Source organism: Bacillus sp. EB01 (assembly GCF_000613125.1).
Classification (GTDB): Bacteria; Bacillota; Bacilli; order Bacillales; family Cytobacillaceae; genus Bacillus_D.
In genome coordinates this window covers 4,642,566-4,661,104 of sequence record NZ_HG964497.1, presented here as the reverse complement: position 1 = coordinate 4,661,104, position 18,539 = coordinate 4,642,566, and the positions used below count along the sequence as shown (strand labels likewise).

The following is an 18,539-nucleotide window of genomic DNA, read 5'->3' as shown; positions in this document are numbered from 1 at the left end:
CGGCATATTCTTTGACCCGTCGAATATACATAAAAGTTACCATAAAGGCGGTTGGACAATGATAAAGATTAAAAAGGGAATTATCGGGGAGCCAAGCATTCTTTACAATACTCCCAGGGAGAAAGCGATGGCTGTAGGAACTGGAATATGGCTAAATGGCAAGGTACAGTGGAATTTTGATAACAAAGAGACAATCATGTATGAGGAACAAGTGACTATGAGAGTAACAGAGGAAAAGCCCCATTCCAAAGTCAGTTTGCATTCCTATCATGTTATCAATCATAGTTCAAAGGAAATACAACTAAAACTACTTTCAATGAACTATTTAAAAACAATTCGCCGTGATCACTTTGCCTTCATATCTCCTGCCGATGATACAAGCTTCCACCTTGCAGGCGATCAAATGTTCATGATTAATGGACAAACAGAAACAGGGGACAAATGGGAGAGTACCATAGTGCCTTCATGGATTGTAAATTCCGAACAAATCTGGGCGTCTCTTGAAAAAGGACAATTGAAATATCAGCCTACTGCAAAAGGAAATCCAGCCACGCTCCTTTCAGCAAGCTTTGTCATTCCTGCAGGCATGACGGCGTTAGCAAGGACATGGACCATTGCCGGAAGTGATAAAAATGAGTTGATTAACCTAAATAACGTCCTTTTAAAAAACAGACTAGCATTCCCGATAAAAAAGTGATATTATAGAAAAGTCGTATGAACGAATAAGCTTTAGTGTTTGGAGGGAAAAAAATGCGCGTGAATATTACGTTGGCTTGCACAGAATGTGGTGAGCGTAACTATATTTCCAAAAAAAATAAACGAAACAATCCTGATCGTCTTGAGCTGAAAAAATACTGCTCTAGAGAGAAGCGCACAACAGTACATCGTGAAACAAAATAAGCAGTAGGGCTTCCTGCTGCTTTTTTTGTTGTCTAAAAAAGTTTCAAGGAGGGTTATAGTGGAGGAAAAACGTAAATTTAGACAAACTATACTTAGTGAACTTAAACAAATACCTGAAGAAGAACATAGCCAGCTATCAGATCAAATAGCCGAAACCTTATACATACAGCCAGAATGGAAAAGAGCTTCTGTAATAGGAATTACGATTTCCCGTCCCCCTGAAATTAATACATACACAATCATTGAACATGCCTGGTTGGAGGGCAAAAGGGTAGCTGTACCTAAATGTATCCCTGCCACCAAAGAAATGGAATTCCGTTATATTACTAGGTTTGAACAGCTAGAAAGTGTCTACTATGGATTGCAAGAACCAATTAGGGATAAAACAAAGCTGGCCGAGCCTAGTGAACTCGGGCTGCTGATTGTCCCTGGCCTTGCTTTTACGAAAAAAGGCTATCGACTAGGATTTGGCGGAGGGTATTATGACCGATTTCTTTCCAGCTATTACGGAGAGACGATAAGCCTCGCAACAAACAGACAAATTCTCGCAGATATTCCGGTAGAGCCTCATGACAAACCGGTATCTAAAATCATTACCGAACAAGAGGTTATATTCCCATGGTGTTAGGGAAGTTTATAAGTATCTTAATGATATTCCTTGCAACTGTTGCGGGGTGGTATCTCAGGGCGCTGACTTTATCAGGGGCGGTAGCTGCAATTTTTTGCGCATGGGCCATTCTGTCTGGAAACGGAATAGAGGGACTGATTCTTCTCGGTGTATTCTTCGTTACCTCAAGTTTATGGTCAAAGTATAAAAGTAAAGCAAAAGCAGCACTTGAAGAAAAATTGGCAAAAGGGTCGAGAAGGGACTGGAAGCAGGTGGCAGCAAATGGCGGACCTGCAGCTCTTTGCAGTCTGGCCTTCCTTGCTACCGGAAATGAAATATGGATCGTTTGTTTTGCTACTGCGATTGCGAGCGCAAATTCCGATACATGGGCCTCTGAAATTGGCTCATTGAGCAGGAAAGAGCCTTTTAACATACTGACGTTCAGGCGCGCGGAGCGTGGGACCTCGGGGGCCGTCAGTTTTATGGGGACAATGGCCGGAGTGGCTGGATCGGCACTCATTGCCCTCCTGTCAGTATATCTTTTGAACCTTCAGCCCGGCACAGGTGTATTGATTTTTATCTTTGGTTTTGTCGGAAATGTTATTGATACATTGCTTGGGGCATATGCCCAGGCTTTGTATAGATGCCAAAATTGCGGTATTGAGACAGAAAAGGGATTTCATTGTGGGCAGAGGACAAGAAAACTTAAGGGACTCAAGTTCTTGGATAATGACCTGGTTAATTTCTTATCTGGTTTTCTGGCAGTCACAGGGACATTCATCTGGCATTTTTTATAAGCAAAACATGGTGCTTTTACATTAAACATAACATTCAAAGGAGGATGGAATATGGGACGCGTAAATAGGGTTGTGTTAATCGGTACAGGCTTTGTAGGCTCGAGCTATGCTTTTGCAATGGTTAATCAAGGTGTTACAGAAGAACTTGTTTTGATTGACCTGAACAAGGAAAAGTCAGAAGGCGACGCGATGGATTTAAACCATGGTCTTCCGTTTGCCCCATCGCGAACAAAAATTTGGTTCGGAGATTATTCGGAATGTAAAGATGCTGAATTGGTCGTCATATCTGCCGGCGCAAACCAAAAACCAGGTGAGACCAGGCTTGATCTAGTTGAAAAAAACACGAAAATTTTTAAAGGAATTGTTGATAGTGTAATGGGAAGCGGCTTTGATGGAATTTTCCTGGTCGCAACAAACCCAGTTGATATCTTATCCTATGCTGTATGGAAGTTTTCAGGTCTTCCAAAAGAAAGAGTCATAGGATCAGGAACCATTCTCGATACCGCTCGTTTCAGATTTTTACTTGGAGATTATTTTGATGTTGATACTCGGAATGTCCATGCTTATATTATTGGTGAGCATGGTGATACTGAGCTTCCAGTATGGAGCAACGCAAATATCGCCAATAAAAGTATTGCGGAATGGGTAAAGAAGAAACCAGACTTTAAAAAAGAGGATTTGGAAAACATATTTCTTAATGTACGAGATGCGGCGTACCATATTATTGAAAGAAAAGGTGCCACTTATTATGGGATTGCCATGGGCCTTGTAAGGCTGACTAAAGCAATCCTTGGAGATGAGAACTCTGTATTGACCGTTTCCTGTTATCTCGATGGAGAATATGGCCATAACGATATATATATCGGTGTTCCTGCGATTGTTAATAGAAATGGCATAAAAGAAATTTTAGAAGTGGAATTGAGCGAAGAGGAAAAAAATAAGTTTGCTCATTCGGTCAGTGTTCTTAAAAAGACACTTGAACCAGTCCTCAAACATTAAAACAAACCTTCGATTAGTTGAGGTTTCTTAATTGTTAGTCGTGCAAAAAACCGAGGATGAGCCCTTTTGAAAAACATTAGGTTCACCAATCAGCCATTAGTGTGATAATCGGAAAGTATAGCTCTTCCTTCTCGAAGGTAAACTAGGGAAGGAGGGATTATCATGAAAAAAAGCGTTTCATCTTTAATGATTGTTGGGACTGCGGGTTATTTTCTTTATCGTAACCGTTACAGAGTTATGAATGCCGTGCTTGGAACGGGTTGGGTAAGAAAGGCTGCAGTCAGAACCTTTATGGGAATGCCCGGTATGAGGGATAAAATGATGAATACTGTATTTGGAGGGCCGACCCGTTAATTACGGGACGGCTTTTCTTTTATTCTTGTCATGAATCAGGAGGGCGGAGATTGGCTTGACTTCTCCATATTCAGTATAATAGTGAGGATAAAGACTTTTTGCATTTGATATTCGTTTTTAGAAAGCAGGGGAACTTCTTGTACAATAAGGAAGATTATCTTTTTTGGAATCTTGCTGAATCATTCATAATCGGCTCAGGTTATAGAATTGTAAAATTGTTTCCAAATCAACAGGAGCTATGGCTTGAAAAAAAAGAAAATAACAAAGCTCCAATTATCCGTTTGCTCCGTTACAATTTGGATTGGGGAAATTGGATGGAACGGGATATCCAGCTGACTGCTTCAACCGGCGATAAAATTAGAAAACAAATGAATAAGCGAAGGCTTGGAGTTGTTAATATTTATGTAAGCGAGCTCCCGCCTGTTGATGAGTATAGGCATTTATTAGTCAAGCCTGTTGTTTTGAAAAGCACCTTTTCAGAAACCTCAGTACATACGATTATGTTTGCCGATGGATTGCATCAGGAGGCTCAAAGGGATTTAGCAGTTTTGTCTGGCGTTGATTCCATTTCTCTTAATCCGGGGGATGATGCTGAGCCAGAAGACCTTGAGTCATTGAAGGAACGTACTCTTGGGCATGCGAGGGAGGCAAACAGGGAAGAACAGGCCCTATTTAGGGCTGGGAAGCCGATATTTACATACATTTTTATGGTCCTGCAAATTGTGATTTTCATTTTGCTTGAATTATTTGGAGGCAGTACAAATCCTTCGACGTTAATTCAATTCGGTGCTAAGTTTAATCCGCTTATTCTTCAGGGAGAGTGGTGGCGATTCTTTGCCCCTATTTTCCTTCATATTGGGTTTCTTCATTTGGCTATGAATACACTCGGGCTTTATTTTGTCGGGACTGCTGTAGAAAAAATACTTGGGAGCACGAGGTTTATCTTTGTGTATCTTGTTGCTGGATTTGGCGGATCTTTGGCTAGCTTTCTGTTCAGCCATGATTTATCGGCAGGTGCGAGTGGTGCGATTTTTGGCCTGCTCGGCGCTCTTCTTTATTTTGGAATCACTTTTCCAAGCCTGTTTTTACGGACAATGGGCCCTACTGTTTTCTTTATTATTATCTTCAACCTTGCATTCGGCTTTTCGGTGTCGATGGTTGATAATGCGGGACACCTTGGCGGCTTGGCTGGCGGTTTCTTGGCGGCTGGGATTGTCCATTTTCCGAAAAAAAAGAAGCTGCTTCTCCAATTTGGTTTTCTTCTATTAACGTTGTTTACCATAGGCTCAGGTCTTTATTTTGGATACAATACAGATTTGAGTTCCAAGGATGAACAATCACTACTAATGCTTGCAGAGGAATACATATCAAAAGAAAATAATAATGATGCATATAACCTTTTAAAGGAATTTGAGGCGAAAAACAAAGTAACTGAAAGAACGTACTTTTTACTTTCTTTTACAGAAATAAAAAAAGAAATGCTTCCTGAGGCAAAAAGGCATCTAAAACAGGCGATCAATTTGGATGAAGATTTTCATGAAGCCCACTATAATCTCGCACTTGTATATTTGGAGGAAGGGAATCTTGAAGAAGCCCGTAAGCATGCGGCACAGGCAGCAGAAATTAAACCCGACCAGCAAGAATATCAAAACCTGGTAATAGAACTTGACAACCTGCCTTGACCAGGATAAAGGAACTTTAATCTACTGGCTGTTGAGGCTAAAAGGAAAGACAAGTATACTTATTGAGAAAAGCAAATGGACCAGAGGAGAAAGAAAAAGTGAAGACAGTTTACGATATTCAGCAATTCTTAAAGAGATATGGCACCATTATATACCTCGGAGAACGCCTGGCCGATTTGGAAATGATGGAAGATGAGCTAAGCGAAATGTATAATTCCCAGTTAATCGAAAGAAATGAGTTCCAAAATGCACTCATGCTTTTGAGGCATGAGATACAGATGGAGAAAGAAAAAAAACAATCAAAAAAAGGTGACAGCAAATGACAGAGAAATGGCTAGCAGGTGTTGACCTTGGCGGGACAACAACAAAATTGGCTTTTATTTCAGTATACGGTGAGATACTGCATAAGTGGGAGATACCAACCGATAATTCGAATGAGGGTAAAAATATCCTCGTAAATATTGCTAAAGCAATTGATGAAAAGCTTGAGGCACTAGGCCTGCGTAAGGATAAGTTAGCAGGTGTAGGCATGGGCGCCCCGGGACCGGTTAACTATGAAACTGGAGTCCTTTACAACGCAGTTAACCTTGGGTTAAGGGATAACTATCCATTACAGGATATACTTGAAATGGAAACAACACTTCCAGCAGCGATTGATAATGATGCTAACTGCGCTGCAATAGGGGAGATGTGGAAGGGCGCCGGGGAGGGTGCGAAAGACCTGGTATGTGTGACACTTGGAACAGGCGTTGGCGGCGGTGTAATAGCGAATGGACAAATAGTCCAGGGAGCTAGTGGAGCAGCCGGGGAATTAGGCCATATTACATCAATAGCGGTTGGCGGAGCAAATTGCAATTGTGGAAAAACAGGCTGCCTCGAGACAATTGCATCGGCAACGGGGATTGTAAGGCTAGGAATGAAGGCATTGGAGCAAAGCCAAACCGGAGCGATGGCCGATGTTTTTAAATCCAAAGGCTCAATTAGCGCGAAAGATGTATTTGACAGCGCTCGAAATGGTGACCCTTCGGCGCTTGCTGTTATAGAAGAAGTTTCTTTCCATTTAGGATTTGCCCTCGCTAATATTGCAAATACCCTAAATCCAGAAAAGATTGTTCTTGGCGGTGGAGTTTCCAGAGCGGGAGAAATCCTGACAGGGAAGGTCCAGCATCATTTTGAACAGTTTGCTTTTCCTAGGGTTCGTGAATCAACAAAAATTGAGTTGGCTACCCTGGGGAACGACGCAGGTGTCATTGGAGCAGCATGGCTGGCAAAGAATAAATTATCAATATAAATTTCTTTATCCAACTTCTTGCAGCAAACAAATAAGAGTGGAGTTATTTTCCCTAATAAAAGCTTCGCCAAACTGGGCCCTTTGAGGGTCCTTTTATTTTTTAGTTCTGCCATATATCTTTTTTTCTGATTCAGACACATACATTTTTAAAAGGACTTGGATTTTACCGGTTAGAAAAGGAGAGATCGGATGAAGATATACCTGGAACCTCATGATACACTACATGATATTAGCCGTATTTTTGATATTCCTTTGGAGATACTTGAGGATTCAATACCAGAAAATAGAGAGAAGTGCTCATTGGAAAAAGATTTTATGGAAATTCCCGGACTTTTTACCCTTCCATACAGTGTGAGAAAAGGAGATAATCTAGAGAAACTTGAACGTATCTGGCGAATGCCAGCAGGCGCAATCGAACGGGCGAATCGCCTGAACGAACAAGGGAATTTAAAAGCTGGTCAATTGATATGGCGCCCTTACCGAATATTATCTCCCATTTTAGTATGCAAAATGGACTATAACTCCCATGTGCTTGAGCGTGATATTGGGTTTTTAAAAAAAGCCTATCCATTTATACGATTTCAGGTAATTGGCAAAAGCGCTCTTGGCAAACCTATCTATGAACTCCTGATTGGCCGGGGAAAGCGGAGAATACATTTTAACGCTTCCTTCCATGCGAATGAATGGATTACTACAGGAATTCTTATGGACCTTGTAAACAGCTATTCCATTGGATTAACAAATCGTTCCCATATCTACCATTCCAGCCTGCTCCGCTCATATAATGAAATTGAGCTATCTATTGTACCAATGGTTAACCCGGATGGTGTTGATCTGGTCCTGCTCGAGCCCCCATTAAATAGCAAAGATAATGTAGTGAGTATGAACAAAGGCAAAACCGATTTTTCAGGGTGGAAGGCGAATATTAGAGGAATAGACCTTAATAATCAATTTCCGGCACATTGGGAAATTGAAAAGGAGCGGAAGGAGCCAAAGTCGCCTTCTGCCCGCGATTATCCTGGTGTATTACCCCTTTCCGAACCGGAAGCAAAAGCGATGGCAGAATTAACAATTAAAAGGAAATTTGATATGGTTATTGCATTCCATTCCCAGGGGGAGGAGTTTTACTGGGGGTATAACAATAGAGAGCCTGCTGAGGCAGGAGAAATTGCCACACTCATTGCTGAGGCAAGCGGCTACCGGCCAGTCCGGACGATTGACAGCCATGCAGGGTTTAAGGATTGGTTTATTCAGGAATTTCAAAAACCGGGGTTTACCATCGAGCTGGGAAAAGGAATAAATCCGTTGCCCCTTTCACAATATGACAGCATTTTTCGTTCTGTTTCCGGCCTGTTTTTTTCACTATTGGAGGTTAGGAAAAATTAAATAAACTGCATAAATATTGAAACCAAATTTGCTGGATAAACGTCTACTATATTATTGATAAATAAAGGGGGATAAGGAATGGAATTAGGCAGATACATACCTACTCATATGCAAGCCTCTAAAATGCTGATCATTTTCCTTATATCCCTTTTTCTCTCTGGATGCACCGAACCAAAAGCTTCGAAGACTCTGCCCCCATCCCATGATGATTCTCAAGAAGAACAAGAACAGGGCAAGACGGGTACTGCTGATTGGGTGGTTCCAATTAACGTTCCGGAAGGGGAGTTTTTTAAAGTATTTGGCTGGTTAGGGGACTCGGATATACTATATGCCTCCAATTTGGCTGCTGGATCCAATCTGTATTCTTATTCATTGGAAACTGGTGAAAACAAATTAATTCTTTCTAGCAAAGCCCCTATAGTAACTGCGGCTGTGAATCCCGATTTAAGCCGAATTCTTGTCCATACTTCCCCTTCGTCGTTCGAAGCCATTGTTACCGTTTATGATTTGGGAGGAAATGAATTGGTAAGCCAGTCATTCCCATCAGCGGAATTACACGCGGAATGGAATATGTATGATGAAAATGTTGCTTTAATTGTGGCTTTCAACGAGGATTGGACGTATAACAGCTTCAGGATGGACACAAATGATCATATAGTTGAGGAAATTGAATTGCCAGATCCATTTGCAAAATGGGTAGGCAAAGAAAGTATTGCTTACCTGAAATGGAATCAAGATTCTCCGGCGCTTTTTGCTCCGCTGGAAATCATGGAGTCTGGCGGGGAAATAACCGCCAGTATGGACGAACAGATTTACCATATTGAGACATATAAGGATTTGATTGTCGCTGTAAGCCGGGATGCTCAGGATGAGACTAAAGCTTTGTATACCTTTTTTTCGCAACAGCTTAAGGCTCTGGGATCGTTTACTGTACCTCATTTAACAAGATTCTCTGACTGGCTTGTTCCGTATCAGGACTACAGTCTGGCAGCGGGGAGGTTTATGGTATTTGAACCTGTCAGGAGTGGTGAAGCAGATGCTTATACTGAAGGTTTTACGCTTGCTTCCTACGAAATCGGTGGAAGCAGGGAGGTTCTAATTGAGGGGCTGGACAATCAGCCAATAGTTGCCTCTCCCAATGGCAGGGCTATTTTATATGGATATAGGTATGAGAGGATCATAGACCCTGAATCAAAGAAAATTATCAACCTGATTGAAGAATTCAATTCAAATTAAAAGGCTGCCATCGCGAATGCGAGGCAGCCTTTTTTACTATTTAGGAAAATATAGATTTCGCGACTGTAGATAACTTTTTAATTAAGTGTGGTCTACGTCTAGCTCCAGCGCCTATCGCTTAGCAAACTTCAGGTCTCCTCCCTACGATAAGTCATCATCGAATCGCATACGCTCTTCGTGATTCCTTTATCTCAGTCGAAGCCCCTCCAGTATTGTACGGCGATAATCAAGGCGCTTGCGCTTTTGTTCATTAGTGGCCGCTTGGATAGCCATCTTTCCAGATTGTCATGAATGTGAACCATCCAAAAACAAGAAATGTCAGGAAGGCAAAGCCCACTCCCATGAAATTCTTATTCCTGAGTGCAGTGAATGTAGAGTACCCCGCTAAAAGTGTTACAAGTGTGAAAATGATCATAAGTCCCATAATATAGCCCCCTTTATACCATATACAGCTTGCAAATGCCCATTTAAAATATGTAAAAAACAATAGTTTTCATTCGATTTTTATTCTATAGGTTTTTGTCTGATTTGTCGAGCATTTATAGTGTACAATAAGGCTATCATTCATCAAGTTTGGAGGCAATGAAAATGAATTGGTTTCCTGTCCCGCTAGGCGGGATTCAAGCAAATTGCTATATTCTACACCGCGAAGACCGCTCCTGCCTGATTGTCGATCCGGGAGAAGAAGGGAAAAAACTAATCCGGATTCTTACTGAGAAAAAGCTGGTTCCTACCGCAATCATTCTTACCCATGCCCATTTTGATCATATAGGGGCTGTTGATGATATAAGGGATCATTATCAAATACCGGTTTACCTGCATAAAGCAGAAGCTAAATGGCTGGGGGATCCTTCGTTGAATGGATCCGAACTTTTCCCTGTGCAATCTATTAGAGTCAGGGAAGCTGATCATTTATTTGATAGGGAAGGCCAATTTGAAATCGGAGGCTTTCAATTTACCCTTTTTGAAACTCCAGGCCATTCTCCTGGAGGCGTAGCTTTCTATTTTGCAGAAAAGGGATTGGTTGTTGCAGGTGATTCGCTCTTTATGGGAAGCATTGGAAGGACTGATCTTCCAGGCGGTAATGAAAAGGTACTGCTAAAAAGTATTCATTCAAAACTTCTTACCCTTCCGGAGGATACCATCGTTCTTCCTGGTCATGGCCCGGCAACGACGATTGGCGATGAAATGGACTCGAATCCTTTTTTGAACGGATTCGGTATGTAATATGAGTTAAATTGAAGGTGTGAGGGATTATAATGCAGGCGCAGCTGGCAGAAAAAATTAAACAATCCCCCAGCGGCTTAATTACATATGCCGACTATATTGCCATGGCATTGTATACGCCAGAAATCGGTTATTATATGCGTGAAGGGGAAAAAATAGGACGCTCGGGTGATTTCATCACATCAAGCAATGTGTCGGATATATATGGACGTACACTCTCTAAATGGTACAAGAGAATGGTAGACAGGCACGGGTTAGCTGCTCAAATATGTGAAGTGGGCGGCGGCAACGGCAGGTTTGCCAAAGCCTTTCTTGAAGAGTGGCATTCAAACTCTGGTATGGAACTTAACTATACGATTGTTGAAACTAGCCCGTTTCATAGAAAACTCCAAAAGGAATTGCTTTCTCGGTTCCCTGGGTTTTCCCAGTCGGAAGCTCTTTCAGCCGTCAACATCGACTCTGGTCTGTTGTTTTCCAATGAATTGTTTGATGCACTTCCTGTCCATGTAGTTGAAAAGCAGGGCGGAAAGCTATATGAAATTATGATAGGAAGCAGAGACGGCAAGCTTTATGAACAGCAAGTAGAGCTAAACAATTCCGCGATAGACTTGTATTTGGAGCGAAACAGACTAACCCTGGGTGATCGGCAGCGAATAGAAATTCCGCTGTCGATGGAAGGGATGGTTAAGAATATGGCTTCTGTTCTAGGCGAAGGGCTTGTCGTGACAGTTGATTATGGCTATTCAAACGAGGAATGGATGGAGCCCGGCCGGAGAAATGGAAGCCTGCGAGGCTACATGAAACATAGGATGTTTGACAGTGTGCTTGAGTACCCGGGAGAAATGGACATCACCACTCACATCCACTTGGATGGGCTTGTTGAAGCGGGAAATAGGCATGGCCTTGAGACTATGGCAATTCTCAGGCAGGATGAATTTTTACTGGAGGCGGGTATTCTGAAGGAATTGGAAGACAATTACGACCCAAATCCATTCTCTGAAAGAAGCAAACGGAATCGTGCCATACGAAGCCTTGTCATGCCTTCGGGGATGAGTTCGTCCTTTCATGTTGTAATTCAGCAAAAAGGGCTGGCAATAAAATTAGATGGACTCTTCTAAAAAAGGAACGATAGGAAGCGTATTTTCCGCTCTTATCGTTCCTTCTTTTTAACTCCCAAATAGACAAGGTAGGGAAGTATTCCAAACCAGCGATACCAGAATGCTGCTTTTGTTTCCTTCCTGGCTGCACGAAGCCGCTGTCGTTCCTCCCGAGGCTGGTCGTAATATTTTACAAAAGTTTGCGTCATAAATTTAACATAATCATTCGTTTTCACTAGACACACCTGCTTTCATTATGCTACAAGTATGTCCAAACTAAGCCTGTTTCAACCAGCCGGCAATTTCTTTTACAATCGTTTCGGGGCTTTTTCCGTCAACAGGAATTTGAGTATGCGAGGCGGCATGGTAAAGAGGAAGGCGTGCTGCCAATCTTTCTTTTATTTCCTTTTGTTTATCTCCTGCCAATAACGGGCGGGATTCGTCATTAGCAAGCCTTTTTGCTATCTCCTCTTCACTTGCTTCAAGAAAAATAACTATCCCTGTTTTTTTCATGGTCTGGCGATTCATTTCCTTCAAGATGGCTCCTCCGCCTGTGGCTACAACCACTTCCTTACCGGCAAGTTCGGTAATTAGGGAAGTTTCCAATTCCCGGAAGCGTTTTTCTCCCTCTTCAAGGAAAATCCCTGAAATACTTTTCTGGGCCTTGTTTTCGATTTCTAAATCTGTATCAATAAAACCCAAGCCAAGTTCTTCTGCGAGTAATCTTCCTACTGTTGTTTTTCCACACCCCATGAATCCTATCAAAAAAATGGTCCTCATCATTTTACTCCATTCAATTTTTCTTCATCCATTTTACCATCTTTTTTTGATTAATATCATAAAAACCGTATCCCTCAACAGTCGGTCTGTTATTTAACTTCACAGTGAACGTCACTTTCTGCTGTTGGGGTACGCCCGCGGAAGCCGTGGTAAAGGAAACCGTAGCATTCTCAAAAGAATATAGCCCTGAATAAGTCATGTTTTTACTTTGAAAAGCCTGCTCGGTTTTCTTTAAAGCTGCAATAAAATAGTAATCCTGCTGCTGAATTGCCGCCACCTCCACAGCTATTTTCCTTTCGGTCAGGAGCAGTTCAGCAGACATGGTGAGGAAGAGGCACATTGATAATAATATTGAGAGGGTCAATGGGTATGTAAAGCCTTTTTGGCAATTTCTCATGGTTGTTGCGCTTCCCAGGGGATAAAGGAATAAACATGCCCTTCATATTTGTTGTTTTGTAAATCAGTCACTTGAATGGTTACGTGCTGGCCGTCCTTTTTAAAGACGACGTAGGTAATGTTTTGAAGGAGAACCTCATGGCCAGTGAGGTTAACCCTTCGCCTTATATTGGAGCCGAATTTTTCATACAGGACTGTATTTGTGTCAACTTTCAAGTACAATTTTCCTGATAGGATTTGAACTGAGCTCGAGGCCTGAAGTTCATCCTTTGTTTGGCTCAGAAAAAGGTTCCATTCCATTTCCTGCAATTGCCGTGATGCCTGCAATTTGCTGCTCTCCATCACCGCGATACTAGGTGCAAGCAGAAAGGCGACTATCGACAAACAGGAAAGGGAGAGAAGCATCTCACTCATGATAAAGCCCTTGTTATTCAATCTTTCCACATATTTCCTGAAAGTCATCAGTTCTCTCCACACTTCGCACACATACCTCCTTATTTCCATCATCCTGATTAAGTACGTACACTTTAAACACTGTACCATATTCTTTTTGGATCACTTTTTCTATTGGTAATACACCTTCAGATTCATACGCAGTAAGCTCGTTATATAAAATTTCGGTTGCATTATTGGAGATAGTAGTTTTTTCAGATTGCTGCCAAATGAAACTGATTGAAGGAATGAGAAACATAGCGGCAATTCCCAGTGCGGAAAGTGAAAGAAGAAGGTCTGAAAGAAAGAAACCATCATTCGTCCGCCACATAGAACCGCCCTCTTCCAAGCTGAAATGTAATCCGGTAGAAATCACCATAAGCATGTACGAGAATTGTCCCAAAGCGGCTAATATTCCCGTCTGGCAGGAACTTAAAGGTTAAAGGCATGGTTCCAGGTTTAACAGCGATATCTGCCGGATAGGTCCTGTAAACGAGTAAATCCAAGGCGTATCTGCTGTCGTTAATGTAATAGCGGTTGGTCTCACCCGTAATAATTATCGATTGTTCGCGCTGATGGGAGAGTGCGTATAGTTGTGCGTAATAAAGATCTGCCTTTAATAACGTGAAGAAGTTTTCCCTTTTTACCACTGAAAGAAGCGGATTCATAAGTGTGATTGATATAGAAACAATAACAAGGAATCCAGAAAGTGTGATAAGGGCTTCGGCCATAGTAAAACCCTCCTCGTTCCTGATCATGGTGATGGTGCAACATCTACTTCTTCTACTTTTCCGTTACTGACCACAATTTTCTTTCCGCCACCAGGACAGTTGCCTGAGCCTGGCTCAAGGTACTTACCGTCTATTAAAACAGCAAGGTTGGAAGGATAAACTCCGTTCTCCAAATGGTAAGCCTGTACCTGGGCTTCTACGACCTTTAAGAGCGCTCCACACCCTTTTTTATTGATCGTATCATTATGTTTTGTTACATTCGGGATTGTAATGGCTAATAGTACGGATATTACTAACATAACGACCATCATTTCGATTAAAGTAAACCCGTTTTGATTTTTAAGTTTTTTCATGTGAAGTTCCTCCTGAATTTAGATTGCATTGAGCATGTGAAACATAGGAAGCAAAATTGCCAGATAAATAGAAATAACCAAAGCTGCAACAATCAAAAAAATTGATGGCTGGATGATCTTTATAAGAACCTTTACTTTCCCTTCCAGCGAGGCGAGGCAGGTTCTGCTGTAAAAATGGAGCTCACTTTCCAGCCGGCCATTTTCCTGGCCATGCCGGACAACGGCCGGAAATCCATGTTCAAAGAATGGAGAGGAGGCAATGAGTGACTCAAACGTTTCTCCCGAAGTCAGCCCGCTCTTAATCTTCCTGGACAATTCACTATAGAAACATTGCTTTTTATGATTTTCGAAATATGTCAGAGCTTCATAAATAGATAAACCGCCGGTCAGCAGATAACTTAATTGAATTGAAAAAAAGTGAGTATGGATTAATCTGAAGACTTTTCCGAGAATAGGTACTTTCATGAGAAGATATCTTTGGGTGAGGGAGGGAAGGCGCCTGAACCAAAATTGATTGAGAAGGAGAGTTAACACAGCCATTGAGGCGATAATTATCAATAAAAGAGGTAAAAAATCACCAAACCGTAATAATGCAGATGTAATGGCATGCTCCTGGAGTCCCATAGATTGGAACATAAGAGTAAATCTCGGCAGGAGGGAATGTTGGACAAATATGAATAGAATCATTGTAACGGCGAGCAGAAGTATAGGATAATACATCAGGCTTCTTAGTTTTCTGGCATCGCTGTCTCTATTCAATAATGCTTCACTACCCTCAAGAATGGCTTTTTCAAAGTTCCCGTGCTGTTCCGCAAAATACACATAGCCTGAAAGCTCCTTATTAAAGTGCATTCCGTCAATTACTTCGTGAAAAGGCGTACCATTTTTTAATTCCTTTAGACATAAAGCAAGGTCATTCTTCTTATGGGACGGTAATTGAAGGGAGAGCGACTCGATAGCTTCGGAAATATGATAACCCCGTTGCAGCAGCTCTCCGATTCTTTTTAAAAATTCTGCTTGTTCCTTAAGAGTCCACTTACTCCTCCACATTGGAATATACCAGCCTTTCATACTCGCGCTCTTTAATATAGCCTAGTACGATACCCTTTTTAATGTAGTAATCCAATGATCTGTAATATGGCTTTGACCGGTCTCCCATTGATGCCTTAATGGCCTCTTCAAGGCTTTTGCCCGACAATAGTTCAAACACACTGGCCCTTTTCCGACCATGGGAGGAGGCACAGTAAGGCGAACAATCCTCTCCACCACAAAAAGGGCAAACGAGCTCGACTATCCGCTGGGCTGTTACAGCCAGCAACGTTTGTTCAATTTCAAGCTGGTTCACTCCAAATTCCTGTGTCATCCTTCATGAGGTTTGATACGGCACGTTAAGAAAACCCTTGATACTACAACACCCAATTTCTCGAAGTTTGATACAAATCACCAATAAGAATGATAAATACTTGTCCCAATTTCACCTAGTTCGATATTTTTTAAAAAGGTCACTGCGTAAAATTATTCAAAAATAAAAAAAGAGGGTGTATTCACACCACTCAACAAAAAGTCATCTTAATACTTTTAACACTTCTTTACGTCCAACTCTCTTTATCTCTTGTAACAGATTATCCACTTGATCCCTGCTGATATACCTTGATCTTCCTAATTGTTGAGTTACAGTCAAGGTTCCATCATTTATCAACCTATGAATTATATTTTGACCCGTCCTAAACACTTTTTCTAATTCCTTGGTGGTATATCCAATTTCTATTTGACGCTTCCGGATTTGTTTTTTTGCAAGCTTTTCTATATCGGATTTGTAAAAATGGACCCCTTTAAATGTGTATCTTCCATCCGCAATGCCAGCCCTAATTTCACCATCTTTAGCTAATTCAATTAAGTCAAGGATATCCATACTGTAGTTTTCTAAACTTAGGCGCATTACAACTCTTTTCAGAGGAAGCCATTTTGTATCTGCTCGTATAGGTCTTAAGTTCCTGAAGTACGTTTCTACAAAGCGGTCAACATCCTTTTTGTGGATTAACCAAGTGGGATATCCATCTTTGTCAGGACCATGTAACGGTTTTATTTTTTCTTCTTTTAATAGTTTGACAGCAACATCAAATCGACAATCAAGCTCTTTCATAAGCCTGTCCAAATTAATACAATGCTTTCTAAGTTCGATAAACCTCTCTATCGATTCCCGTTTAATAACTTGCTTATTCCGCTTGTATTCCACTTCAAGAATTCCTGCTTTAATCATATTTCTAACAGAATTAATGTCTGTTTTTAATAAATTCATTGCAACACCAATCCCAACATACTTTTGCTCCGTATTTTTAACTTTCATGAGACTACTTTTCGAAGCAAATACATTAGTTTCAATCAAATGGTTTTTTGTTAAAGGGAGGTACAAATGTCCTTTTGGGTGTTGTACGATTTTCTTTAACTTGAAGAATTTCTTATAGTTTCCACTCGTTTCTTTAATGGACTCAGTTTCACTAAGAAAAGCTTTAAAATTTGCCCCTGGATCAACTACAAATTCATTAGCAATGGTGGATAAGCATGCCGCCATTTCAACAGAACTATTCGTATTTCGTCTAAACGAGAAACTAAAATCTTTAAACGAAACGTTCTTTAAACCCAATTGATAATTTACAGCCTTAAATTGGTCCATAATTTCGCAAAAGGATATAAAGAACAGGAAATATTCTTCACGGGTTATTTTTGAATCATCGGCACGGCAAACTTCTTCTATTTCACCTGACAATAAGCCCTGTATTACTGATTGCGCAGAAAAAACAGATTCATCAATCCATCGCTTGCTCTTCCTGGTTTCAACGAAATCAAATCCACATTTACATTGTCCTCGTACAAAAACCGACATGTAGATTTGCTCATTGCAACTGGGACAACGATCCACTAATAGTTGTCCATGTTTTAAACACACGGTTACAAACTTTACATCCCATATTAGTCGGTGATAGTAATCTTCTATCAAACAACACGGACAGTATTTTATTCGGTATTTGTTGTATACGACATCGATTGCAGCCCGATTGGGCTTTTTTGAAAACAAAAACTGATTATGTTGGTTCAAAACAAGATTATCAAAATCAGGCAAATTGCATTGATTCATGAAATCTTTCACTGTCGGAACCCATTTTTGTTTTTCATCAAGATAATTACAATTTGCAACATAAAGCTGGGGCGCAATATTTTTTAGCACCGAACCAATATGGTCAAACCCATTTTCTAAAGCGGACCGGTTCATATATGAATAAAGACTTTCGCCCGGCTTAGGTTGAATACGGTTTAATAAAAAAGACACACAAAAAAACCTCCTTTCAGGTACTATTCTATAACCCTGGAAGGAGGCTTTTCACCTAGCCACAATGGCATTAAAACAGGTATGTTTCTTTTCAACTAGTATATTTTTTGACTGTAAACCGGAAAGTTTTTTATAAACTCGAATTTTTTCTCCAGGTTCTGAAACCAGCATTTATATGCAACCCTATATAATTTGATGGTTTCAAAACCATGTTATTTTTAGGAAAGCGTTGAATTTATCAAGATTTCCTTGAAATTTTTCCTTATCGTCATCCTTAACATACTCAATCATCGTTTCAAGTAGATCCTTGAAAGATTCCTGAACTTTTTCATCATCAAAGTGGGGCTGCAACTCTTTAGGAAGCTCGTCAGCCGGCAAGGATGAAATGTATAATTGCTTGAACGTCTTTTGCTTTTTCCCCGTTCCTTGAATCACATCAGCTACACTATAGCCTAATAAATCAATCACGTGTACATACGCCTCTAGATACCGTCCTGTGGGGCGTCTAGTCTTACCGAATTTAAACCGTTCAATGATTCTTTTAACTTCTGCTTTTTCTACATTTTTATTTTCCTTTAAAACAAAATAATGGACTTTCGTTACAAATAAATCAAAATCAGTAGGGCTTAATCCAGAAATAAAGCTTTTCAAATTTTTATGTATATTCATTTTCCCCTCCTTGTATTTTTTAACTATTCTATCAATAACTATAAAAATATAAAACAAAAGAGGGGTCAGTTGGGAAAAAAATTACTATCCACTGAATTGCTTATCTATTTAGTAACTTTTAAACCATTAATCGGTTTACTTCAGAGGAGCAAACATAGTAAAGCACATAGGAAAATGCACGAAATTCAAAGTGCACTTTTTACCGATTTATCTACTATTTGGCGATTTATGTCCTCCCTTTCACCGTAATTCACAGGGAATGAAATAATTATTA

At 40.7% G+C, this 18,539-nt stretch carries 24 protein-coding genes and 1 pseudogene; 13 read left to right on the top strand and 12 right to left on the bottom strand.

The window, feature by feature from the left end; all coding sequences use genetic code 11:
• Positions 1-58 precede the first annotated feature (58 nt).
• The 11 genes from TY16_RS21975 to TY16_RS21930 all read left to right on the top strand — a co-directional run bounded on the left by TY16_RS21975 (position 59) and on the right by TY16_RS21930 (position 9,252).
• The gene (locus TY16_RS21975; protein WP_043933886.1) at positions 59-697 is read left to right on the top strand and encodes a hypothetical protein; all 639 of its coding nucleotides are present in this window, start codon (positions 59-61) and stop codon (positions 695-697) included.
• A 53-nt stretch (positions 698-750) separates the two neighbouring features.
• Positions 751-900 carry a 50S ribosomal protein L33 gene (gene rpmG / locus TY16_RS25940; protein WP_066196146.1) on the top strand — a complete coding sequence of 50 codons (150 nt, stop codon included), beginning with the start codon at positions 751-753 and terminating at the stop codon, positions 898-900.
• A 55-nt stretch (positions 901-955) separates the two neighbouring features.
• Entirely contained in the window at positions 956-1,528 is a 573-nt protein-coding gene (locus TY16_RS21970; protein ID WP_043934916.1) for a 5-formyltetrahydrofolate cyclo-ligase, read from the top strand.
• Positions 1,519-2,304 (top strand): DUF92 domain-containing protein, encoded by a 786-nt coding sequence (locus TY16_RS21965; protein WP_043933885.1) that lies wholly within the window; start codon positions 1,519-1,521, stop codon positions 2,302-2,304. Before TY16_RS21970 ends, TY16_RS21965 begins: the two co-directional genes overlap by 10 nt.
• A gap of 51 nt (positions 2,305-2,355) precedes the next feature.
• Positions 2,356-3,303: an L-lactate dehydrogenase gene (locus TY16_RS21960; RefSeq protein ID WP_043933884.1), complete on the top strand. Its 948-nt coding sequence runs from the start codon at positions 2,356-2,358 to the stop codon at positions 3,301-3,303.
• 162 nt (positions 3,304-3,465) lie between these two features.
• On the top strand, positions 3,466-3,657 hold the full coding sequence (locus TY16_RS21955; RefSeq protein ID WP_043933883.1) for a hypothetical protein: 192 nt from the start codon (positions 3,466-3,468) through the stop codon (positions 3,655-3,657).
• Positions 3,658-3,794: 137 nt separating this feature from the next.
• The gene (locus TY16_RS21950; protein WP_043933882.1) at positions 3,795-5,339 is read left to right on the top strand and encodes a rhomboid family intramembrane serine protease; all 1,545 of its coding nucleotides are present in this window, start codon (positions 3,795-3,797) and stop codon (positions 5,337-5,339) included.
• 98 nt (positions 5,340-5,437) lie between these two features.
• Positions 5,438-5,662 carry a YqgQ family protein gene (locus tag TY16_RS21945; RefSeq protein ID WP_043933881.1) on the top strand — a complete coding sequence of 75 codons (225 nt, stop codon included), beginning with the start codon at positions 5,438-5,440 and terminating at the stop codon, positions 5,660-5,662.
• Positions 5,659-6,630, top strand: a complete 972-nt coding sequence (locus TY16_RS21940) for an ROK family glucokinase (RefSeq protein ID WP_043933880.1) — start codon at positions 5,659-5,661, stop codon at positions 6,628-6,630. The genes TY16_RS21945 and TY16_RS21940 overlap by 4 nt, the downstream gene beginning before the upstream one ends.
• 189 nt (positions 6,631-6,819) lie before the next feature.
• A complete protein-coding gene (locus TY16_RS21935) occupies positions 6,820-8,016 on the top strand; it encodes a M14 family metallopeptidase (protein WP_043933879.1) in 1,197 nt (398 codons plus the stop codon).
• 78 nt (positions 8,017-8,094) lie between these two features.
• Positions 8,095-9,252: a hypothetical protein gene (locus TY16_RS21930; protein WP_043933878.1), complete on the top strand. Its 1,158-nt coding sequence runs from the start codon at positions 8,095-8,097 to the stop codon at positions 9,250-9,252.
• Between the two features lie 250 nt (positions 9,253-9,502).
• On the opposite strand, the pseudogene TY16_RS25935 reads toward TY16_RS21930, so the two are convergent.
• Positions 9,503-9,691, bottom strand: a pseudogene (locus tag TY16_RS25935) (DUF2759 domain-containing protein); the annotation flags it as partial.
• 149 nt (positions 9,692-9,840) lie between these two features.
• On the opposite strand from TY16_RS25935, the gene TY16_RS21920 reads away from it, so the two are divergent.
• Positions 9,841-10,479, top strand: a complete 639-nt coding sequence (locus TY16_RS21920; RefSeq protein WP_043933876.1) for an MBL fold metallo-hydrolase — start codon at positions 9,841-9,843, stop codon at positions 10,477-10,479.
• 32 nt (positions 10,480-10,511) lie between these two features.
• Positions 10,512-11,597, top strand: coding sequence for a class I SAM-dependent methyltransferase (locus TY16_RS21915; protein ID WP_043933875.1), 1,086 nt, complete (start codon positions 10,512-10,514; stop codon positions 11,595-11,597).
• Between the two features lie 32 nt (positions 11,598-11,629).
• Here the strand turns inward: TY16_RS21915 and TY16_RS21910 are convergent, their stop codons facing one another.
• The 11 genes from TY16_RS21910 to TY16_RS21860 all read right to left on the bottom strand — a co-directional run bounded on the left by TY16_RS21910 (position 11,630) and on the right by TY16_RS21860 (position 18,265).
• Positions 11,630-11,812 (bottom strand): YqzE family protein, encoded by a 183-nt coding sequence (locus TY16_RS21910; RefSeq protein ID WP_043933874.1) that lies wholly within the window; start codon positions 11,810-11,812, stop codon positions 11,630-11,632.
• A gap of 40 nt (positions 11,813-11,852) precedes the next feature.
• The gene (locus TY16_RS21905; protein ID WP_043933873.1) at positions 11,853-12,356 is read right to left on the bottom strand and encodes a shikimate kinase; all 504 of its coding nucleotides are present in this window, start codon (positions 12,354-12,356) and stop codon (positions 11,853-11,855) included.
• A gap of 13 nt (positions 12,357-12,369) precedes the next feature.
• A complete protein-coding gene (gene comGG, locus TY16_RS21900) occupies positions 12,370-12,753 on the bottom strand; it encodes a competence type IV pilus minor pilin ComGG (RefSeq protein ID WP_043933872.1) in 384 nt (127 codons plus the stop codon).
• Entirely contained in the window at positions 12,750-13,214 is a 465-nt protein-coding gene (comGF, locus tag TY16_RS21895; protein ID WP_052342830.1) for a competence type IV pilus minor pilin ComGF, read from the bottom strand. Before comGF ends, comGG begins: the two co-directional genes overlap by 4 nt.
• Positions 13,180-13,515, bottom strand: a complete 336-nt coding sequence (locus TY16_RS26415; protein WP_043933871.1) for a hypothetical protein — start codon at positions 13,513-13,515, stop codon at positions 13,180-13,182. The genes comGF and TY16_RS26415 overlap by 35 nt, the downstream gene beginning before the upstream one ends.
• Positions 13,499-13,915: a competence type IV pilus minor pilin ComGD gene (gene comGD, locus TY16_RS21885; RefSeq protein ID WP_052342829.1), complete on the bottom strand. Its 417-nt coding sequence runs from the start codon at positions 13,913-13,915 to the stop codon at positions 13,499-13,501. The genes TY16_RS26415 and comGD overlap by 17 nt, the downstream gene beginning before the upstream one ends.
• A 23-nt stretch (positions 13,916-13,938) precedes the next feature.
• Complete coding sequence (gene comGC / locus TY16_RS21880) at positions 13,939-14,268, bottom strand: competence type IV pilus major pilin ComGC (protein WP_043933869.1); 330 nt, start codon at positions 14,266-14,268, stop codon at positions 13,939-13,941.
• 18 nt (positions 14,269-14,286) lie between these two features.
• Positions 14,287-15,339 carry a competence type IV pilus assembly protein ComGB gene (gene comGB, locus TY16_RS21875; RefSeq protein ID WP_052342828.1) on the bottom strand — a complete coding sequence of 351 codons (1,053 nt, stop codon included), beginning with the start codon at positions 15,337-15,339 and terminating at the stop codon, positions 14,287-14,289.
• A complete protein-coding gene (locus TY16_RS21870; RefSeq protein WP_043933868.1) occupies positions 15,305-15,631 on the bottom strand; it encodes an ATPase, T2SS/T4P/T4SS family in 327 nt (108 codons plus the stop codon). The genes comGB and TY16_RS21870 overlap by 35 nt, the downstream gene beginning before the upstream one ends.
• Before the next feature lie 201 nt (positions 15,632-15,832).
• On the bottom strand, positions 15,833-17,596 hold the full coding sequence (locus tag TY16_RS21865) for a TniQ family protein (RefSeq protein WP_043933867.1): 1,764 nt from the start codon (positions 17,594-17,596) through the stop codon (positions 15,833-15,835).
• A gap of 201 nt (positions 17,597-17,797) precedes the next feature.
• The gene (locus tag TY16_RS21860; RefSeq protein WP_043933866.1) at positions 17,798-18,265 is read right to left on the bottom strand and encodes a hypothetical protein; all 468 of its coding nucleotides are present in this window, start codon (positions 18,263-18,265) and stop codon (positions 17,798-17,800) included.
• Positions 18,266-18,539: the final 274 nt, after the last annotated feature.

What these genes read in the sequence shown, in the direction of transcription:
- TY16_RS21975 (WP_043933886.1), top strand. Translation starts at nt 59, where the DNA reads ATGATAAAGATTAAAAAGGGAATTATCGGGGAGCCAAGCATTCTTTAC.
- rpmG (WP_066196146.1), top strand. Translation starts at nt 751, where the DNA reads ATGCGCGTGAATATTACGTTGGCTTGCACAGAATGTGGTGAGCGTAAC.
- TY16_RS21965 (WP_043933885.1), top strand. Translation starts at nt 1,519, where the DNA reads ATGGTGTTAGGGAAGTTTATAAGTATCTTAATGATATTCCTTGCAACT.
- TY16_RS21960 (WP_043933884.1), top strand. Translation starts at nt 2,356, where the DNA reads ATGGGACGCGTAAATAGGGTTGTGTTAATCGGTACAGGCTTTGTAGGC.
- TY16_RS21955 (WP_043933883.1), top strand. Translation starts at nt 3,466, where the DNA reads ATGAAAAAAAGCGTTTCATCTTTAATGATTGTTGGGACTGCGGGTTAT.
- TY16_RS21940 (WP_043933880.1), top strand. Translation starts at nt 5,659, where the DNA reads ATGACAGAGAAATGGCTAGCAGGTGTTGACCTTGGCGGGACAACAACA.
- TY16_RS21935 (WP_043933879.1), top strand. Translation starts at nt 6,820, where the DNA reads ATGAAGATATACCTGGAACCTCATGATACACTACATGATATTAGCCGT.
- TY16_RS21930 (WP_043933878.1), top strand. Translation starts at nt 8,095, where the DNA reads ATGGAATTAGGCAGATACATACCTACTCATATGCAAGCCTCTAAAATG.
- TY16_RS21920 (WP_043933876.1), top strand. Translation starts at nt 9,841, where the DNA reads ATGAATTGGTTTCCTGTCCCGCTAGGCGGGATTCAAGCAAATTGCTAT.
- TY16_RS21915 (WP_043933875.1), top strand. Translation starts at nt 10,512, where the DNA reads ATGCAGGCGCAGCTGGCAGAAAAAATTAAACAATCCCCCAGCGGCTTA.
- TY16_RS21905 (WP_043933873.1), bottom strand. Translation starts at nt 12,356, where the DNA reads ATGAGGACCATTTTTTTGATAGGATTCATGGGGTGTGGAAAAACAACA.
- comGG (WP_043933872.1), bottom strand. Translation starts at nt 12,753, where the DNA reads ATGAGAAATTGCCAAAAAGGCTTTACATACCCATTGACCCTCTCAATA.
- comGF (WP_052342830.1), bottom strand. Translation starts at nt 13,214, where the DNA reads ATGACTTTCAGGAAATATGTGGAAAGATTGAATAACAAGGGCTTTATC.
- TY16_RS26415 (WP_043933871.1), bottom strand. Translation starts at nt 13,515, where the DNA reads ATGTGGCGGACGAATGATGGTTTCTTTCTTTCAGACCTTCTTCTTTCA.
- comGD (WP_052342829.1), bottom strand. Translation starts at nt 13,915, where the DNA reads ATGGCCGAAGCCCTTATCACACTTTCTGGATTCCTTGTTATTGTTTCT.
- comGC (WP_043933869.1), bottom strand. Translation starts at nt 14,268, where the DNA reads ATGAAAAAACTTAAAAATCAAAACGGGTTTACTTTAATCGAAATGATG.
- comGB (WP_052342828.1), bottom strand. Translation starts at nt 15,339, where the DNA reads ATGAAAGGCTGGTATATTCCAATGTGGAGGAGTAAGTGGACTCTTAAG.
- TY16_RS21870 (WP_043933868.1), bottom strand. Translation starts at nt 15,631, where the DNA reads ATGACACAGGAATTTGGAGTGAACCAGCTTGAAATTGAACAAACGTTG.
- TY16_RS21860 (WP_043933866.1), bottom strand. Translation starts at nt 18,265, where the DNA reads ATGAATATACATAAAAATTTGAAAAGCTTTATTTCTGGATTAAGCCCT.